Genomic DNA, 18640 nt, shown 5'->3' on the forward strand with positions numbered 1-18640 from the left:
ATCCGGCACGATAGGCAGCGTCTGGCGGAGCGGTCAAGCCGCCGCCATGGCCGGTCAGTCCGGCAGCAGGGCCGGCTGGCGCAGGAACGCCAGGCACGCATCCTGTTCCATTGCCGCGGCGATGTAGTGGCCCTGGATCTCGTCGCAGCCGTGTTCGCGCAGGAAGTGCAACTGCGCGGCGGTCTCCACGCCCTCGGCCACCACCAGCAGCGACAGCGAGTGGCCCATGGTGATCACCGTACTGGTGATGGCTTCGTCGTCCGGGTCATGGGCCAGGTCGCCGACGAATTCGTGGTCGATCTTCAACGTGGTCAGCGGCAGGCGCTTGAGGTAGGCCAGCGAGGAATAGCCGGTGCCGAAGTCATCCACCGCAAGGCCCACGCCCAGGGCACGGCAGGCGTGCAGGACCTCGGCGCTGCGGGTGACGTTGTCCATGATCGCGCTCTCGGTCAGTTCCAGCTCGAGCAGGTCGGCGTCCACGCCGGTCTCGGCCAGGATCCGCGCCACGGTGGCGACCAGGTCGCCGCGCAGCAGCTGGATCGCCGACACGTTGACCGACATGCGCAGCCCGTCCATGCCGGCGTCATGCCAGCGGCGCAGGACAGTGCAGGATTCCTTGAGCACCCATTCGCCGATTTCCAGGATCAGGCCGGTGTCCTCGGCCAGCGGGATGAACTGGTCCGGCGGCACCAGCCCGAACTCCGGGTTGCGCCAGCGCAGCAGCGCTTCCACCCCGACCACCCGGCGCTCGTGCAGCGAGTAGCGCGGCTGGTAGACCAGGGCCAACTCGTCGCGCTCGAGCACGCGGCGCAGCAGGCTGGACAGCGTCGCGCGGCGGCGTGCGGATTCATCCATGTGCGCCGAGTACACCTGCCAGGTGCGGCGCCCGGCCGACTTGGCCTGGTACATGGCGGTGTCGGCGTGCTTGATCAGGTCGGTCGGGGTGTTGGCATGCCCGGGGAACAGGCTGATGCCGATCGACGGCGAGATGGTGATCTCGCCGTGCTCGCCAACCACCAGTGGCTCGGCGAATGCCTCCAGTACCCGGCGCGCGCTTTCCTCGGCTTCCTCGGGCGAGGCCAGTGCTTCCAGCACCACGGTGAATTCGTCGCCACCGAGGCGGGCAACGGTGTGCTGGGCGCCTACCGAGCGCTGCACCCGCTCGGCCGCCGCGCGCAGGACCCGGTCGCCCACCGCGTGCCCGAGCGAGTCGTTGACGTGCTTGAACCTGTCCAGGTCCAGGAACAGCACCGCCACGTAGCCGCCCTCGCGGCGCGCACGCACGATCGCCCGGGCAAGGCGGTCGGACAGCAGCGAGCGGTTGGGCAGGCTGGTCAGGGCATCGTAGTTGGCCAGGTAGCGCAGCTCCTGTTCGGCGCGCTTCTGTTCGGTGATGTCGCTGAGCACCACCACGTGGAAGTTGAATTCGCCGGCCAGGTCGCCGATGCCGTTGTGGCGCACCTGGCACAGGATCTCGGCGCCGTCGCGGCGGGTCATCCACACGTTGCCCTGCCACTGCGGGCGGCGCAGCAGTTCCTCGCGCAGGGCGCCGGGGAGGCCGTCGTGGCGGCCGGAGTCGAGCATCGACAACGGCTGTCCCAGCGCCTCCACGTCGCTGTAGCCGGTGATCAGGGTGAAGGCGGGGTTGACCGCGACGAAATACATTTCGTGGTCCAGCACGGCCACCGCTTCGCTCATGCTGCGCAGCACCTCGCTGGCGATGCGGCGCTCGGCATCGGCATGGCGGCTGGCGGTGGTGTCGCGCGCGGTGCCGGCCAGGCGCCGCGGACGCCCGCGCGCGTCGCGCTCGACCGTGCGCCCGCGCACCCGGACCCAGATCCAGTGGGCGTCGCCGTGCAGGTCCACCCGGTGCTCCGAGGTGAACAGCGGCTCACGGCCTTGAAGGTGTGCGCGCAGGCGCCGGAGGACGTGGCGGCGGTCCTGTGGATGGACCGCGGGCAACGCCATCCTGCGGCTGGTCACCGACAGCCCGTCGCCGATGGTCGGGCGTTCGTCCTCGGCGCAATCGAGCACGTGCAGGCCGCGCCTGGCGAGGTCGAAATCCCAGAACCGCTCGCCCGAGCCCCACAGCGCCACCGTCAGGTGCTCTTCGCGTGCACGCAGCACGGCGGCCTGGGCCGCATGGCTGCGGCGCCAGTGCCACAGCAACAGCAGCACGGCCAGCAGCAGGCCGGCCGCCAGCGACATCAGGATCGCCGTCACGCCCGACCCCTCCGGCATGCGGACCCCCACAGTTGGTGAAGCGGGGCGAATCTGGCTTGCATGAATGACCGGCGTGACGGGGCGATCACGCCCAGTGTAGGCACGCGGCGACAAGGCCGACAAGCCGGATCCCCGGGCGATTGCTACACTTTGGCATCGCATCCGCCGCGGCGCACCCGGCCCGGCCATCCGGACCTGGGAGTTCGCCCCGCATGCAGCCACTGCCCACCGCCGACGAAGTTGCCGCCATCAGCCGCGAGTTGGGGCTGGCGGCCACGGCCGCCGAACTGCACGGTTCCCTGTGCGGCTGGCTGGCCGGTGGAGGCGATGACGTGGCCGATTGGCCGGCGCGGGTCATGGCCGACCCGGCACTGCCCACGCCGCTGCGGGGCTCGGCGCTGGACCTGCTGCGCCAGGCCACCGCCGCGCGCCTGGAGGACGGCGAATTCGCCTTCCAGTTGCTGCTGGAGGACGACGACGCGCCGCTGCGGCAACGTGCACAGGCCCTGTTCGACTGGTGCCACGGTTTCCTCGGTGGTTTCGGCCTGGCCGCAGGCGCCAGCCCGCCGCTGTCGGACGAGGGCAACGAGGTCCTGCAGGACCTGGCCAGGCTGGCGGGCGCGCAGGTGCAGGACATCGACGAGGACGACGAGGACGAATCGGCCTTGTCGGAGCTGGAGGAATTCGCGCGGGTGGCCGCCTTGCTGCTGCATGGCGACTGCGTGCTCGGCCCGCGCCACCGGCAACGCCTGAACTGACATGCCGCGCGCCGCGACCGGCATATCGGCTGCCGAATACCTGCGCCGCCGCCGCCAGCTCATGCGCCTTGCCGGCGAGGACGCCATCCTGGTGCTGCCTGCCGCACCGCTGCGCGTGCGCAGCCACGATACCCACTACCCGTACCGGCAGGATTCGGACTTCTGGTACCTGTGCGGATTCCCCGAGCCGGAGGCGGTGCTGGTGCTGGTGCCCGGCCGCCGCCACGGCGAGGCGCTGCTGTTCTGCCGCGAGCGCGACCCGGTGCGCGAAGGTTGGGATGGCCCGCGCGCCGGCCAGGAGGGCGCGGTGCAGGCCTACGCGATGGACGATGCCTATCCCATCGACGACCTCGACGAGATCCTGCCCGGCCTGCTGGAAGGCCGTTCGCGGGTGTACTACCACTTCGGCCGCGACGCCGAGTTCGACCTCAAGCTGATCGGCTGGGTCAACCGCGTGCGCGCGCAGGTGCGGCACGGCGCGCAGCCGCCGCACGAATTCCTGGAGCTGGGCCACCTGCTGCACGAGCAGCGCCTGTTCAAGTCACGCGACGAGCTGCGCCTGATGCGCAAGGCCGCGCAGATCAGCGTGCAGGCGCACCGCGCGGCCATGCACGCCGCGCGTCCGGGCGTGCACGAGTACGAGTTGCAGGCCGAGGTCGAGCGGGTATTCCGCGCCAGTGATGCATGGCCGGCGTATTCGAGCATCGTCGGTGCCGGCGCCAACGCATGCGTGCTGCACTACGTGGCCAACAGCGCCGCGGCCCGCGACGGCGAGCTGGTGCTGGTCGATGCCGGCGCCGAGTACCGCAACTACGCTGCCGACATCACCCGCACGTTTCCGGTCAACGGGCGTTTCTCGCGCGAGCAGCGTGCGCTGCACGACCTGGTCGGCGCTGCGCAGGCGGCGGCGCTGGCGACGGTGCGGCCGGGGGCGCCATGGACGGCGATCCACGACGCCGCCGTGGAAACCCTGACCGAGGGCCTGCTGCGGCTGGGCCTGCTCAAGGGGCGGCTGGAGGAGAACATCGCCGCACAGCGCCACGAGCGCTTCTATCCGCACAAGAGTGGCCACTGGCTGGGCCTGGACGTGCACGACGTGGGCGACTACCGCATCGATGGCGAGCCGCGCGTGCTGGAGCCGGGCATGGTGTTCACCATCGAGCCTGGCCTGTACGTGGGTCCGGGCGAGACTTCGGTGCCGGCGCGCTGGCGCGGCATCGGCATCCGCACCGAGGACAACGTGCTGGTCACCGCCGACGGCTGCCAGGTCCTGACCGACGGGCTGGCGCGCTCGGCCGAGGAGATCGAGGCGTTCATGGCGCAGCGGTAGCCACTGCTGCGGTCGCCGCACGCTGTCGGCGGAAATGCTGTTGGCGGAAACGCAAACGGGCGGCAGTTGTCTGCCGCCCGTGGGGTGCGTCAACGCATGCGCGTTCGCGCGTCGCCGGGCTCAGCCCAGCGAGGCCAGCCACTCGTCGTCGGAGCCTTCGTTCACGCCGTCGAACAGGGCGGTGGACAGGTAGCGCTCGCCGGTGTCGGGCAGCATCGCCAGCAGCACCGAGCCGGGCTTGGCATCGGCCGCGACCTTCAGCGCAACGGCCAGGGTGCCACCGGCGGAAATGCCGGCGAAGATGCCTTCTTCGGTGGCCAGGCGGCGGGAGGTGGTAAACGCCTCCTCATCGGCCACGGTGACGACCTGGTGGGCGACCTTGCGGTTGAGCACGCCCGGCAGGAAGTCGGGGGTCCAGCCCTGCACCTTGTGCGGCTTCCACTCGTTGCCGCCAAGCAGCGAGGCGTTGGCCGGCTCGGCCGCGGTGATCTGCACCTCCGGGCGTGCGGTGCGCAGCACCTCGCCCACGCCGGTGAGGGTGCCGCCGGTGCCCCAGCCGCTGATGAAGTGGTCCAGGCGGCGGCCGCCGAAGTCGCGCAGGATTTCCGCGGCGGTGGTCTGGCGGTGGTAGGCCGGGTTGGCCTGGTTCTCGAACTGGCTGGCCAGGAACCAGCCGTGCTTGCGCGACAGCTCCTCGGCCTTGCGCACCATGCCCACGCCGCGCTCGGCCGCCGTGGTCAGGATCACCTTGCCGCCGTAGGCGCGGATCAGCTTGCGGCGCTCGACCGAGAAGGTCTCGGTCATCACCGCCACGAACTTGTAGCCGCGTGCGGCCGCGACCATGGCCAGCGCCACGCCGGTATTGCCGGAGGTGGCCTCCACGATGGTGTCGCCCGGCTTGAGCACGCCGCGCGCCTCGGCATCGAGCACGATGGCGATGGCCAGGCGGTCCTTGACCGAGCCGCCGGGATTGAAGGACTCGACCTTCGCGTACAGCTCCACGTGGGCGGGAGCGATGCGGTGCAGGCGGACGATCGGGGTGAAGCCGATGGTGTCGAGGATGCTGTTATGGATGGCCATGGTGTCTTCCGTGGGTCGTGTGGATGCGTGGGCGCGGGCCGGCTCAGGCGGCCTGTGCCAGGTCGGATGCGGCCGCCGGCGGCGACAGCGGCGGGGCGCCGAACCAGTGCAGGTGCGCGGCCAGGCCGGCCACCTCCCCCAGGATCAGCAATGCCGGCGAGGCGACCGCATGCGCGCGCGCGGTCTGCGCCAGGTCGTCGAGGGTGCCGGTGATCACCCGTTGCTCGGGGCGCGAGCCGTTCTCGACCAGGGCGAACGGGGTCGATGGCGCGCGCCCGGCGGCGATCAGCCGCTCGCGCAGGCGCTCCAGCCCGGCCACGCCCATGTAGACGGCCAGGGTCTGCTGCTCCTGTGCCAGCGCTTCCCAGTCCAGGGTGTCCACCCCGTCGCGGCAGTGCGCGGTGAGCAGGCGCAGCGACTGGGCATGGTCGCGGTGGGTGAGGGGGATGCCGGCGTAGGCCGCGCAGGCCACGGCCGCGGTGATGCCCGGCACCACCCGGTAGGGAATGCCATGGGCGCGCAGGAACTCGAGCTCCTCGCCGCCGCGGCCGAACACGAACGGGTCACCGCCCTTGAGCCTGACCACGCGCAGGCCGCTGCGCGCATGGCGCAGCATCAGCGCGTGGATGTCTTCCTGCGGCATGCTGTGGTTGCCGGCCGACTTGCCCACTTCCACCATCAGCGCCTGCGGGTTGGCCAGGGCCAGCACGCCGGCACCGACCAGGCGGTCGTGCAGCACCACCTCGGCCGATTCCAGTGCGCGCAGGGCGTGCAGGGTGAGCAGGCCGGGGTCGCCGGGGCCGGCACCGACCAGGGTCACACTGCCGGGCAGCAGGGCGGAGGGCTCGGCAGTGGTCGACGGCTGGGTCACGGATATCAAGGGCGGCACGGGATATCGACCGTAGCGCCGGCCCATATCAAGCGGAAATAACTTGCCGCACAATGCACATGCATCCAGGTTATAAGATGGGGGCCGGAATGGGATTACAGTCGCTCCGCCTCTCGCCGCGTATTCAGGTTCCTGCCCGATGACGCTCACCCAGCTTCGCTATCTCGTGGCCATTGTCGACGCCGGGCTCAACATCACCGTGGCGGCGACCCGCGTGCACGCCACCCAGCCCGGGCTGTCCAAGCAGCTCAAGCAGCTGGAGGACGAGCTGGGGTTCCTGCTGTTCGTGCGCAAGGGCCGCAGCCTGGAGGCGATCACGCCGGGCGGCAACGAGGTCCTGGAGCGCGCCCGGGTGATCCTGGCCGAGACCGCCAACATCCGCGCCTATTCGGCCAACCAGCGCCGCGAGAGCCAGGGCCAGCTGACCATCACCACCACCCACACCCAGGCCCGCTTCGTCCTGCCGCCGACCATCGCCCAGATCAAGCGCAGCTTCCCCCAGGTGACGGTGCACCTGCAGCAGGCCACGGAGGGCGCCGCGCTCGACCTGCTCAGCCAGGGCGACGCCGACATGGCCGTGGTCAGCACCGCAGGCGGCGAGCCGCAGGGCGGGGTGGCCGTACCGCTGTACCGCTGGCGGCGGCTGGCCCTGGTGCCGCGCGGCCATCCGCTGGACCGCGCCGGGCGCGCGCCGGACATCGAAGAACTGGCCCAGCACCCGCTGATCAGCTACGAGTCCTCGGTACGTCCGGAATCCTCCCTGCAGCGCGCCTTCGCCGGCGCCGGCCTGTCGCCGGACCTGACCCTGACCGCGCTGGACGCCGATCTCATCAAGACCTACGTGCGCGCCGGGCTTGGCGTGGGCCTGCTGGCCGAGATGGCGGTCAGCCTGGGCGATACCGACCTGCGCGGCTGGCCGGCACCGAAGGAAATCAGCGAGTGCATCGCATGGGCCGTGCTGCCGCGCGAGCGCGTGCAGCGCGACTACGCCCTGGAACTGGTCCACGTCCTGGCACCGCAGATCGACAAGCGCGACCTGCGCCGGGTCCTGGACGGCAACCAGGAACCCGCCTGGCCCGAGCCGCCGACCTGGGAATCGCTGACCCAGACCATCAGCATGTGAGCCGGCCGGGCAGCGCGGAAAACGCGGGCTGCAGGTGGCACTGCGCAGGATGCGGCGGCGCCTACCGTTGCGGCCGCCGGCGCTGCGCACGCATAGTGCGCACTCCCAAGTTACCGGTCCCAGGAGCTGCAGCATGCAGGGCGAATGCCTCACTTCCGGCGGGGATGCTCCGCGCCACACCGATGTGGCGATCCTCGGTGGCGGGCTTGCCGGGCTGACCCTGGCCCTGCAACTACGGCAGCGCAATCCGCAGCTTTCGGTGACCGTGCTCGAGCGCCGCGCGCACCCGGTACGCGAGGCCGCGCACAAGGTCGGCGAATCGACCGTGGAGATCGGCGCGCACTATTTCGCCGATGTGCTGGGGCTGCGCGAGCACCTGGAAACAGAGCAGGTGCGCAAGTACGGCCTGCGCTACTTCTTCACCGACCGCCAGTACGACGTGCAGCAGTGCAGCGAGATGGGCGTGAGCCGGCTGCTGCCGACCCCGTCATGGCAGCTTGACCGCGGCCGCTTCGAGAACTTCCTCGGCGACCGGGTGCGCGAGGCCGGGGTGGAGTTCCTCGACCAGGCAGTGGTGCGCACGCTGGAATTGTCCGAGACCGACGCCCCGCATGCGGTCCAGTTCGACCATGCCGGCACCCGCCACAGCCTGCAGGCGCGTTTCGTCGTCGATGCCTCCGGGCGCGCCGGGCTGATCAAGCGCAAGCTCGACCTGGCCATGCCCAACGACCACGACGCCAACGCGGTGTGGTGGCGGATCGACGGCCAGACCGACCTGGACCTGTGGTCGGACGACCCGCACTGGCGGCAGCGCTTCGCGCCGGCGCGCCGGGTCGATTCCACCAACCACATGTGCGGTCCGGGCTACTGGTTCTGGCTGATCCCGCTGGCCTCGGGCTCGCATTCGCTGGGCATCGTGTGCGACGCGAAGATGCACCCGCTGGAGACCATGAACACCCACGACAAGGCCATGGAGTGGCTGCGCGTGCACCAGCCGCGCGTGCACGAGGCGCTGTCGCGGCCGGAGTATGCGCTGCAGGATTTCCTGTTCCTGCGCCACTTCTCCTACGGCTGCAAGCAGGTCTATTCCAGCCACCGCTGGGCCCTGACCGGCGAGGCCGGCCTGTTCCTGGATCCGTTCTATTCGCCGGGCAGCGACTTCATCGCCATCAGCAACACCTATGTGTGCGAGCTGGTGGAGAAGGACCAGGCCGGCACCCGCATTGGCCCCTATGCCGAGATCTTCCAGCAGCTGTATTTCTCGTTCTACGAGAGCACGCTGACGCTCTACCAGGACCAGTACCCGATCTTCGGCCACCCGCAGGTGATGCCGGTCAAGGTGTTGTGGGACTACGCCTTCTATTGGGCGCTGCTGGCGCCGCTGTTCTTCAGCAGGCGCCAGGCCGACCTGCCGATGCTGTCCAGGCTCAAGCCCGCCTTCGTCGAGGGTCGCGACCTGAACCTGGCGATGCAGCGGCTGATGCGCGAGTGGGGCACGCGCGACCGGTCCCCGGAGCTGCGCCAGGCGCGGGCCTACGACCAGTTCCAGGTCGACTGGTGCTACGAGATGAACAGGGCGCTGACCGACGAGCTCGATGACGCCGCCTACATCGCGCGCACCCAGCGCGGGGTGGCGGCGATGCGCCAGCTTGCCGCCGAGGTGCTGGCCACGGCGCGCGAGGCGGTGCCCGGCATCGGCGACCAAGGCCTGGATGCGCTGCTGGCTGGACACGACATCCACGCCCATCCGTCGATGCTGCCGGTGCAGTGGTTCGCGCCGGTGGGCGAGCCGGTCGCGGCAGCCTGAGCACCGGCGCGGCCGGCGCACGCGCGCTCAGCGGCGGAACCACCACGGCATGCGGCCGGTCAGCGCCCAGAAGATGCACACGACCCCGAGCACGATCGCGGCGGCGGGCCCGCGCGAGGAGTCGCTGGTCAGGGTTGCGGCGCCGTACAGGCACAGGCCGGCGCCACCAAGCAGTGCGGCCAGCCTGGCCCAGGCGCTCCCGGCCAGGGACGCGGGTGCACTCCTGGCGCTGGCGGGTGATGACGTGGCGGCATCGGCAGGCGGCCCCGCCGCGGCCTTGCGCTGGACCCGGATCACGCCCACGACCAGGCAGATGATCGCCGGCCAGCAGGTGAGGAAGAACAGCAGGCCGGGCCCGATCGGGTTCGGATTGGGGTCAGGCCACAGGCCGAGCGTGGCGAGCACGATGATGGCCAGCAGCGGGCCCCAGCCGAATACCACCAGCACCAGGCCTGCCCTGATCCACCAGTTGGCGAGGTATGCAGCCATGCGGTTCCCGTGCCGTGTGCCAGGGTAACGCCGGTGCGGCGGCAGCCGATCCAGATCCCCGATGCGACGGGCCGCCCGCACTTGCAATATACACCGGGGCTGTGCCGGCACGGCCGGCGCACCACGCGCCGCTGCGGGGACTCAGATGTCCTCGTGGATCCCGCACTCGCGCTTGAGGCCGAAGAAGCGGGTGTCCTCTTCCTTCATGCCCGGTTCCCAGCGGGTGGTGGTATGCACGTCGCCGATGGAGACATAGCCTTCGTGCCACAGCGGGTGGTAGGGCAGATCGTGCTGCTTGAGGTACTGCCACACATCGCGGTCGCTCCAGTCGGCGATCGGATTGACCTTCAGGTACTGGTCGCGGCGCTGCAGGATCGGCGTGTCGGCGCGGCTGGCGGACTGGCTGCGGCGCAGGCCGGTGAACCAGGTACCCACGGCCAGTTCATCCAGGGCGCGGCGCATCGGCTCGACCTTGTGCACCTGGTTGTAGGCGTTCAGGCCTTCCAGGCCCTGTTCCCAGAGCCGGCCGTGGCGGGCCTCGATCCAGGCGCGGCTGAACTGCGGGCGATAGACCTTCAGGTTCAGCCCGAGGCGCTCGGCCAGTTCGTCGGCGAAGCGGTAGGTCTCCGCAAACAGGTAGCCGGTATCGACCAGGATCACCGGGATGTCGGGCCGTTGCCGGGTGACCAGGTGCAGGGCCACCGCCGACTGCGCACCGAAGCTGGACGACAGCGCCGGGTTGCCATGGCCCTGCGCCAGCGCCCAGGCCACGCGGGCTTCGGCATCCATTGCCTCGAGCCTGGCGTTGAGCGCATCCAGGTCCGGCGCGGAGACGGGCTCGGTGCTGGTGGCGGCTTCGACGGTGGCGGTGACGGTCAGGCTCATCGGTGACTCCGGACGCAATGCACGGAAACGGGATTCAGGCGACGACCGTGATGGCCATGGCCTCGGCCGGGTCGACCCGGACGTGGGTGGGGTACGGCGGCAGTTCGACCAGGCCGGCGCGGTGCAGGAAATCGCCGAAGTGCTCGTCCGGCTCGCGCCCGGCGGCGTATTGCCCCAGCAGCGTGTCCAGCGTGGCCAGGATCTCCGGCTCGGTGATGTTTTCGCGGTACAGGGTGTTCATGCGCAGGCCGCGGTGGTCGCCACCCACGAACAGGTTGTAGCGGCCCAGCGCCTTGCCCACCAGGGCGATCTCGGCCAGGTACGGGCGCGAGCAGCCATTGGGGCAGCCGGACACGCGCAGCAGGATCGGCTGCTCGCGCAGGCCGTGCTTGTCCAGCAGCGGTTCCATGTTTGCCAGGAAGGACGGCAGGTAGCGTTCGGCTTCGGCCATGGCCAGGGCGCAGGTCGGCAGCGCCACGCACGAGATGGCGGTGCGGGCCATGGCGGTGGGCGCGTTGTTCTCCGCGTCCAGCCCGTGCGCGGCCACCAGCGCGTCGATGCGCGCGCGCTCGGCGGCCGGCACGCCGGCGATGATCACGTTCTGGTTGCAGGTCATGCGGAACTGGCCGCGGTGGATGCGGGCGATCTCGCGCATGCCGGTCAGCAGCGGGCGGCCGGGCTGGTCGACGATGCGGCCGGAGGGCAGCGACAGCGTGAGGTGCCAGTGGCCGTCCTCGCCCTCGACCCAGCCGAAGCGGTCGCCGTTGTGGTCGAAATGCCACGGGCGTGCCGGCTGCAGCTTGAAGCCGGCGCGCTCCTCCATCATCGCCACGATCTTGTCGCTGCCGTGGTCGTCGATGGTGTACTTGAAGCGCGCGTGCTTGCGGTCCTCGCGGTCGCCCAGGTCGCGCTGCACGGTCACCGCGGCCTCGGCAATGGCAAACACCTGGTCGGGGGTGACGAAGCCGATCACGTTGCCCACCCGCGGATAGTGGGTGGGGATGCCGTGGCTGGAGCCCATGCTGCCGCCAATGGCCACGTTGAACCCGGCCAGGCCGCCGGCTTCGTCGACGATGGCGATCAGGCCCAGGTCGTTGGCAAACACGTCCACGTCGTTGTGCGGCGGCACCGCCACGGCGATCTTGAACTTGCGCGGCAGGTAGGCCTGGCCGTAGATGGGCTCTTCCTCCACGCCGCTCTCGGCCACCTTCTCCTCGTCCAGCCACACCTCGTAGTAGGCGCGGGTGCGCGGCTTGAAGTGCAGCGACAGCCGCTGCGCCCAGTCATGCACCTGCGCGTGCAGGTGCGACTGCAGCGGGTTGCTGGCGCCCAGCACGTTGCGGTTGACGTCGCCGCAGGCGGAGATGGTGTCGAGCAGGCCGGCGTTGATCGCCTGCATGGTCGCCTTGAGGTCGCGCTTGACCACGCCATGGATCTGGAAGGTCTGGCGGGTGGTCACCCGCAGCGAATGATTGGCGTAGGTGGTGGCGATGGCGTCCAGCTTGAGCCACTGCTCGGGGGTGAACACGCCGCCCGGCGCCCGGATGCGGATCATGAACTGGTGCGCCGGCTCCAGCTTCTGCCGGCGGCGCTCGTCGCGCAGGTCGCGGTCGTCCTGCTGGTAGCTGCCGTGGAACTTGACCGTGCGCTGGTCCTCGAAGCTCAGCGAGCCGGTGACGGTGTCGGCCAGGCCATCCTCCATCGTGCCGCGCAGGCGGCGGCTGCTGATCTTGATGTCTTCGACGGAGGGGTGGCTCATGTGGCTTGCATTCCGATGTAGTAGGTCGACTGGGGCCTGTAGGGATGCCCGGGGCCCCGGGTTGCCACCGTCGCCGGGGCGGCGGTGCCTTGCGCTTGCGCTGCCGGACCGGCAGCCGGCGTGTTCAGTACACGTCGCGCCCGTAGCGGCCCTCGACCTGCAGCGCGGTCAGGTACTCGGCGGCGGCTTCGGCGTCGCCGCCGTTGTGCTCGGTCACGATGTCCAGCAGTGCGGCATGCACGTCCTTGCCCATGGCAATGGCGCCGCACACGTACAGGTGCGCACCGCCCTGCAGCCAGTCGTAGACGTCGCGGCCGCGCTCGCGCAGGCGCTGCTGCACGTAGATGCGCTGCTCCTGGTCGCGGGAGAACGCCAGGTCGATGCGGTGCAGCTCGCCGCGCTGCAGCGCGTCCTGCCACTCGGTCTGGTACAGGAAGCCGGTGTTGAAGTGCTGGGCACCGAAGAACAGCCAGTTGCGCCCCGACGCACCGGTCTCGGCGCGCTCCTGGACGAAGGCGCGGAACGGGGCGATGCCGGTGCCCGGGCCGATCATGATGATGTCGCGCGAGGGATCGGCCGGCACCCGGAAGCGCTCGTTGGGTTCGACATACACCGGCACCTGCGCACCTTCTTCCAGCGCGGCAAGGAAGGCGCTGGCGGCACCGAGGTGGTCGTGGCCATGGGCCTGGTAGCGCAGCACGTCCAGGGTCAGGTGCACTTCCTCGCCCACCCGCTTGCGGCTGGAGGCGATGGAATACAGGCGCGCGACCTGCGGGCGCAGCGCGGCCAGCAGGGTGTCCGGGCTCCACGCGGCCGGCCAGCGGCGCAGCACGTCGGCCACCTGGTGGTCGCCCAGCAGTGCGGCCAGGCCGGCGTTGCCCGGCTCGAGCAGCTGCTTCAGGTCGGCGGCACCGGCCAGATCGGCGTGCGCGACCAGGAACGGGCGCGACAGGCGGGTCAGTTCGCGCCCGGTGGCCAGGGCCTCGGCCAGCGGCAGCGCCTGGCCGTCCAGGGTGACGGCCGCATCGGCGTCCAGGCCGGTGGCCTGCAGCACCGCCTCGACCAGCGGCTCGGGATTGCGGTGGCGGATGCCCAGCGCGTCGCCGGGTTCGTAGGCCAGGCCCGAACCTTCCAGCGACAGCTCGATGTGGCGCACGTCCTTGTCGGAGGTGACGTAGGTCTGGAAGCCGGTGGCGCGGAACTCGCGGCCGGTGATGCGCTGGTTGGCCAGCACCTCGGCGGCAAACGGGCGCTCGTGGGTCCAGGCCGCGGCCGGGCGCAACGGGGTGACCGTGGCCACGTGGGCGGCGGCCGGGGCGGCGGCCTTGAGCAGTTCGCTGGCCTTGGCCAGCGCGGCCTCGCGCCAGGGCGTGGCGACGGTATCGATGTCCAGGTCGGCCAGGCCCGGGTCGGCCACGCGCTGGGCACCCAGCTCGGCCAGGCGCGCGTCCAGCTTGCTGGCGATGCCGCAGAAGTCCACATAACTGGAGTCGCCCAGGCCGAGCACGGCGAACTTCAGCTCCGGCAGCTTGGGGGCGCGGCGGCCCAGCAGGAACTCGGTGAAACCGATCGCATCATCCGGCGGGTCGCCCTCGCCCTGGGTGCTGATGACCAGATACAGCAGCCGCTCGCTGGCCAGCTCCCGGGTCTGGTAGGCATCGGTGCGGACCAGGCGCACGGCCAGGCCGGCGGCCTCGGCGGCCTGGGCCACCTTTTCGGCCTCGCGCCGGGCGTTGCCGGTCTGGCTGCCGTACAGCACGGTCAGGCGCTGGCCGGCCTGCGGCGCGGCCGCCGTGGCCGGAGCGCCACCGGGCAGCACGGCCAGGTGTGGCGCGGCGTGGCCCTGGGCCAGGCCGGCGGTATAGCCGGACAGCCACCACAGCGAGGGGCCGTCCAGGCCCTCGACCAGCCGGGCCAGCAGCACCTTGCGGTCCTCGTTGAGCGGGCTGGGGGGCAGGACGGGGGACGCAGCGGTCATTTCGGGCGGGCCTGGCACGGGTCGGCATCGACGGGCCACCGATGTTAGGAAAGTGCGAAGCGCGGCTGAAACGGCTTGTGGTTATTCGCTTATGCCCTGTGCTTATTTCATCGGCAGGGCTGGCGCACGAATACTCGCCATCCCCGATGGCCCGGTCCGGCAGAATGTTTTCCGGACCTGGCGCCTCCGTCCCGGAGGCCGCCGGCCGCCGCCCGCCGACCCGTTCCGAAGCCCCCCATGAGCCTGGACCACCGCCTGTCCCACCTCGACCGCCTGGAAGCGGAGAGCATCCACATCCTGCGCGAGGTCGCCGCCGAGTTCCGCAACCCGGTGATGATGTACTCGGTGGGCAAGGACAGCTCGGTGCTGCTGCATCTGCTGCTCAAGGCCTTTGCCCCGGCCGTGCCGCCGATCCCGCTGCTGCACGTGGATACCCGCTGGAAGTTCGGCGAGATGATCGCCTTCCGCGACCAGCGCGCCGCCGACACCGGCGTGGACCTGCGCGTGCACATCAATCCCGACGGCATCGCCCAGGACATCGGCCCGTTCAGCCACGGCGCCACCGTGCACACCGACGTGATGAAGACCCAGGGCCTGAAGCAGGCGCTGGAGAAGTGGCAGTTCGACGCGGCCATCGGCGGTGCCCGCCGCGACGAGGAGAAGTCGCGGGCCAAGGAGCGCGTGTTCTCGTTCCGCAACGAGCACCACCGCTGGGACCCCAAGCGCCAGCGCCCGGAACTGTGGAACCTGTACAACGCCCGCATCCGCAAGGGCGAGAGCGTGCGCGCGTTCCCGATCTCCAACTGGACCGAGCTGGACGTGTGGCTGTACATCTACCGCGAGAAGATCCCGGTGGTCCCGCTGTATTTCGCTGCGCCGCGGCCGGTGGTCGAGCGCGATGGCGCGCTGATCCTGGTCGATGACGAGCGCCTGCCGCTCAAGCCGGGTGAAACCCCGCAGTTGCGCAAGGTGCGCTTCCGCACCCTGGGCTGCTATCCGCTGACCGGCGCGATCGAATCGGACGCCGACTCGCTGGAAAAGATCATCGCCGAGATGCTGGTGGCCACCAGCTCCGAGCGCCAGGGCCGGGTCATCGACCAGGACCCGACGGCCTCGATGGAGAAGAAGAAGCTGGAAGGATATTTCTGATGGGAAGCCCTGATTCGGGTATCGCCGTGGATCCGGCGCTGGCCAGCCACGATGACATCTCCACCTACCTGCGCCAGCACGAGGACAAGCCGCTGCTGCGCTTCATCACCTGCGGCAGCGTGGACGACGGCAAGAGCACCCTGATCGGGCGCCTGCTGTACGAGAGCAAGCGCCTGTTCGACGACCAGCTTGCCGCGCTGGAGGCCGATTCGCGCCGCCACGGCACCCAGGGCGAGCGCATGGACTATGCGCTGCTGATGGACGGCCTGGCCGCCGAGCGCGAGCAGGGCATCACCATCGACGTGGCCTACCGCTACTTCGATACCGACAAGCGCAAGTTCATCGTCGCCGACTGCCCCGGGCACGAGCAGTACACCCGCAACATGGCCACCGGCGCGTCCACCGCGGACCTGGCGGTGGTGCTGGTGGATGCGCGCAAGGGCCTGCTGCCGCAGACCCGCCGGCATACCTACATCGTTTCGCTGCTGGGCATCTCGCACGTGGTGCTGGCGGTGAACAAGATGGACCTGGTGGGCTACGACCAGGCCACCTTCGACGCCATCGCCTCCGGCTACCGCGAGCTGGCCGCGCAACTGGGCATCGCCGACGTGCAGGTCATCCCGCTGTCGGCGCTGGAAGGCGACAACCTGCTGCAGGGTTCGCCCAACACCCCCTGGTACCAGGGCCCGGCATTGCTGGAGCACCTGGAGACGGTGCAGGTGGAAGGCGGTCAGGACGGCACCGGCCTGCGCCTGCCGGTGCAGTGGGTGAACCGGCCCAATTCCGAGTTCCGCGGGTTCGCCGGCACCATTGCCGCCGGCGCGGTCGCACCCGGCGATGCGGTGGTGGTGCTGCCCTCGGCGCGGCGCTCGACCGTGGCCCAGGTGCTGTCGCCCGACGGCCCGGTGGCGCGCGCCGTCGCCGGGCAGGCGGTGACCCTGACCCTGGCCGACGAGATCGACATCAGCCGGGGCGACGTGATCGCCGCCGCCGACGACCCGCCCGCGGTGGCCGACCAGTTCGCCGCCCACCTGCTGTGGATGAGCGACTCCCCGCTGCTGCCGGGCCGGCCGTACTGGCTGAAGATCGGCCCGCGCACGGTTGCCGCCAGCATCAGCGAGATCAAGCACCGGGTGGACGTGAACACCCAGGAGCACCTGGCCGGCAAGCGGCTGGAGCTCAACGAGGTCGGCTACTGCAACCTCAGCCTGGAAGAGCCGATCGCCTTCACCCCGTATGCGGAAAACCGCGAGCTGGGCGGCTTCATCCTGATCGACCGCCAGAGCAACGACACCGTCGCCGCCGGCACCCTGGACTTCGCCCTGCGCCGCGCCGACAACGTGCACTGGCAGCACATCGACGTGGACAAGGCCGCGCGTGCGCGGATCAAGGGCCAGTCGGCCAAGGTGGTGTGGTTCACCGGCCTGTCGGGTGCGGGCAAGTCCACCGTGGCCAACCTGGTGGACAAGCGCTTGCATGCGCTGGGTTACCACACCTTCGTGCTGGACGGCGACAACGTCCGCCACGGCCTCAACCGCGACCTGGGCTTCACCGACGAGGACCGGGTGGAGAACATCCGCCGGGTCTCGGAGGTGGCACGGCTGATGGCCGATGCCGGCCTGATCGTGCTGGTCAGCTTCATCTCGCCGTTCCGTGCCGAGCGGCGGATGGCGCGCGAGCTGTTCGCGCAGGGCGAGTTCGTGGAAGTGTTCGTCGACGTGCCGCTGGACGTGGCCGAGGAGCGCGACGTCAAGGGCCTGTACCGCAAGGCGCGCGCCGGCCAGATCCCCAACTTCACCGGGATCGATTCGCCCTATGAGGCGCCGGAACGGCCCGAAGTGCACCTGGAAGCCGCGTCCACCCCGCCCGAGGCGCTGGTGGCGCAGGTGCTGGAGGCGCTGGACCTGGACTGGAGCGGCGGTACCTCCGGCCTGTAGCCGTTGCGCCGCATGGGGCGCCCCCGTCCGGGCGCGCGCCCATCGGCGCCGGGTGCGGCCGGCCACGATCAATCGTTACACTCGACGGCTTGTTGAATGATGGCAGGACGGTCGATGGCGTCACGATTCCCGGCGGGCTGCCTGGCCCTGGCCTGCATCCTGGGGGTGGTGGCCTGCCGCCAGCAGGCGGCACCGGCGCCAACGTCGGCGCCGGTCCCGGTCACCACTACCACGGTGCGCGTACTGCCCTGGAGCGACACGGTGCAGGCACTGGCCACCGTGCATGCGCGCGAATCGGTGACCCTGACCGCCAAGGTCAGCGAGATCGTGGAGCAGGTGCATTTCGAAAGCGGCCAGCAGGTTGCCGCCGGGCAGCCGCTGGTGACCTTGCGGGTGGACGCGCAGCAGGCCGCGCTGGCGGAGGCGCAGGCCGCCGCGGCCGAGGCCGGGCAGCAGTTCAGCCGGCTGCAGGGGTTGGCCGCACAGCAACTGGTGTCGCGGGCCACGCTCGATGCCCAGCGCGCCACCCGTGACGCCGCCGCCGCGCGGGTGCGGCAGATGCGTTCGGAGATCTCCGACCGGCAGGTGCGCGCACCGTTCGCCGGGGTGCTCGGCATCCGCCAGGTCAGCCCCGGCGCCCTGCTCACGCCCAACGCGGTGATCGCCACCCTGGACGACATCACCCGGGTGTATGCCGATTTCCAGGTTCCCGAAGCGGCGTTGTCGGCACTGGCGCCGGGGGCGCGGGTCACGGCCCATGGCACCGCCTGGCCCGGGGTGACGTTCGAGGGCGCGGTGGAGACGGTGGCCGCGCGGATCGACCCGGTCACCCGCACGCTCACGGTACGGGCGGCCTTCGACAATCCGAAGCGGCGGCTGCGGCCGGGCATGCTGCTGCAGGCCAGCCTGTTCCTGCCGCAGCGGCAGGCGCTGGTGGTGCCGGAAATCGCGGTGGTGCAGGTGGGCCGCGAGTCGTTCGTGTACCGGGTGGGGGAAGACGGCCGGGTTGCGCGCGCGGCGGTGGACACCGGGGTGCGCCGCGACGGCCTGGCCGAGATCGTGCAGGGCCTGGAGGCCGGCCAGCGCATCGTGGTGGACGGCACCGGCAAGCTGCGCCCGGGCATGGCCGTGGCCGAAGCCGAAGCCGAAGCCGAAGCCGGGACAGTGCCGGCCCGACCAGCACCGCCGGCCGCTGCCGACGCGCAATCCGGCGCTCCCGACCGGGATTGACCG

Annotated in this window: 14 protein-coding genes; 7 read left to right on the top strand and 7 right to left on the bottom strand. The window is 70.5% G+C overall.

The window, feature by feature from the left end; translation table 11 throughout:
- Nucleotides 1–54 precede the first annotated feature (54 nt).
- On the bottom strand, nt 55–2223 hold the full coding sequence (locus ACEJ41_RS02390) for a putative bifunctional diguanylate cyclase/phosphodiesterase (RefSeq protein WP_374013202.1): 2169 nt from the start codon (nt 2221–2223) through the stop codon (nt 55–57).
- Nucleotides 2224–2435: 212 nt separating this feature from the next.
- Here ACEJ41_RS02390 and ACEJ41_RS02395 point away from each other — a divergent pair, with 212 nt between their 5' ends.
- Together ACEJ41_RS02395 and ACEJ41_RS02400 are read left to right on the top strand one after the other, a co-directional pair.
- The gene (locus tag ACEJ41_RS02395; RefSeq protein WP_374013203.1) at nt 2436–2981 is read left to right on the top strand and encodes a UPF0149 family protein; all 546 of its coding nucleotides are present in this window, start codon (nt 2436–2438) and stop codon (nt 2979–2981) included.
- A gap of 1 nt (nt 2982) precedes the next feature.
- Entirely contained in the window at nt 2983–4311 is a 1329-nt protein-coding gene (locus ACEJ41_RS02400; RefSeq protein ID WP_374013204.1) for an aminopeptidase P N-terminal domain-containing protein, read from the top strand.
- A 120-nt stretch (nt 4312–4431) separates the two neighbouring features.
- Here ACEJ41_RS02400 and cysK read toward each other — a convergent pair whose 3' ends face one another.
- Both cysK and cobA read right to left on the bottom strand, forming a co-directional pair.
- The gene (gene cysK, locus ACEJ41_RS02405; protein ID WP_374013205.1) at nt 4432–5391 is read right to left on the bottom strand and encodes a cysteine synthase A; all 960 of its coding nucleotides are present in this window, start codon (nt 5389–5391) and stop codon (nt 4432–4434) included.
- 43 nt (nt 5392–5434) lie between these two features.
- Nucleotides 5435–6262 carry a uroporphyrinogen-III C-methyltransferase gene (gene cobA / locus ACEJ41_RS02410; protein ID WP_374013206.1) on the bottom strand — a complete coding sequence of 276 codons (828 nt, stop codon included), beginning with the start codon at nt 6260–6262 and terminating at the stop codon, nt 5435–5437.
- Between the two features lie 157 nt (nt 6263–6419).
- Here cobA and ACEJ41_RS02415 point away from each other — a divergent pair, with 157 nt between their 5' ends.
- Together ACEJ41_RS02415 and ACEJ41_RS02420 are read left to right on the top strand one after the other, a co-directional pair.
- Entirely contained in the window at nt 6420–7403 is a 984-nt protein-coding gene (locus ACEJ41_RS02415; RefSeq protein WP_374013207.1) for a LysR family transcriptional regulator, read from the top strand.
- A 133-nt stretch (nt 7404–7536) separates the two neighbouring features.
- Nucleotides 7537–9210: an NAD(P)/FAD-dependent oxidoreductase gene (locus tag ACEJ41_RS02420; protein ID WP_374013208.1), complete on the top strand. Its 1674-nt coding sequence runs from the start codon at nt 7537–7539 to the stop codon at nt 9208–9210.
- Between the two features lie 27 nt (nt 9211–9237).
- Here ACEJ41_RS02420 and ACEJ41_RS02425 read toward each other — a convergent pair whose 3' ends face one another.
- The 4 genes from ACEJ41_RS02425 to ACEJ41_RS02440 all read right to left on the bottom strand — a co-directional run bounded on the left by ACEJ41_RS02425 (nt 9238) and on the right by ACEJ41_RS02440 (nt 14321).
- Entirely contained in the window at nt 9238–9699 is a 462-nt protein-coding gene (locus ACEJ41_RS02425; RefSeq protein WP_374013209.1) for a hypothetical protein, read from the bottom strand.
- 141 nt (nt 9700–9840) lie between these two features.
- Nucleotides 9841–10584, bottom strand: coding sequence for a phosphoadenylyl-sulfate reductase (locus ACEJ41_RS02430; RefSeq protein WP_374013210.1), 744 nt, complete (start codon nt 10582–10584; stop codon nt 9841–9843).
- A 34-nt stretch (nt 10585–10618) separates the two neighbouring features.
- Nucleotides 10619–12343 carry an assimilatory sulfite reductase (NADPH) hemoprotein subunit gene (gene cysI / locus ACEJ41_RS02435; protein WP_374013211.1) on the bottom strand — a complete coding sequence of 575 codons (1725 nt, stop codon included), beginning with the start codon at nt 12341–12343 and terminating at the stop codon, nt 10619–10621.
- Nucleotides 12344–12467: 124 nt separating this feature from the next.
- Nucleotides 12468–14321, bottom strand: a complete 1854-nt coding sequence (locus ACEJ41_RS02440; RefSeq protein WP_374013212.1) for an assimilatory sulfite reductase (NADPH) flavoprotein subunit — start codon at nt 14319–14321, stop codon at nt 12468–12470.
- A gap of 237 nt (nt 14322–14558) precedes the next feature.
- Here ACEJ41_RS02440 and cysD point away from each other — a divergent pair, with 237 nt between their 5' ends.
- The 3 genes from cysD to ACEJ41_RS02455 all read left to right on the top strand — a co-directional run bounded on the left by cysD (nt 14559) and on the right by ACEJ41_RS02455 (nt 18637).
- Nucleotides 14559–15470 carry a sulfate adenylyltransferase subunit CysD gene (cysD, locus tag ACEJ41_RS02445; RefSeq protein WP_374013213.1) on the top strand — a complete coding sequence of 304 codons (912 nt, stop codon included), beginning with the start codon at nt 14559–14561 and terminating at the stop codon, nt 15468–15470.
- Nucleotides 15470–17407: a sulfate adenylyltransferase subunit CysN gene (gene cysN / locus ACEJ41_RS02450; protein WP_374013214.1), complete on the top strand. Its 1938-nt coding sequence runs from the start codon at nt 15470–15472 to the stop codon at nt 17405–17407. Before cysD ends, cysN begins: the two co-directional genes overlap by 1 nt.
- 114 nt (nt 17408–17521) lie before the next feature.
- Nucleotides 17522–18637, top strand: a complete 1116-nt coding sequence (locus tag ACEJ41_RS02455) for an efflux RND transporter periplasmic adaptor subunit (protein WP_374013215.1) — start codon at nt 17522–17524, stop codon at nt 18635–18637.
- Nucleotides 18638–18640: the final 3 nt, after the last annotated feature.

This window comes from Pseudoxanthomonas koreensis, from assembly GCF_041890415.1.
Taxonomy (GTDB): Bacteria; Pseudomonadota; Gammaproteobacteria; order Xanthomonadales; family Xanthomonadaceae; genus Pseudoxanthomonas; species Pseudoxanthomonas koreensis_A.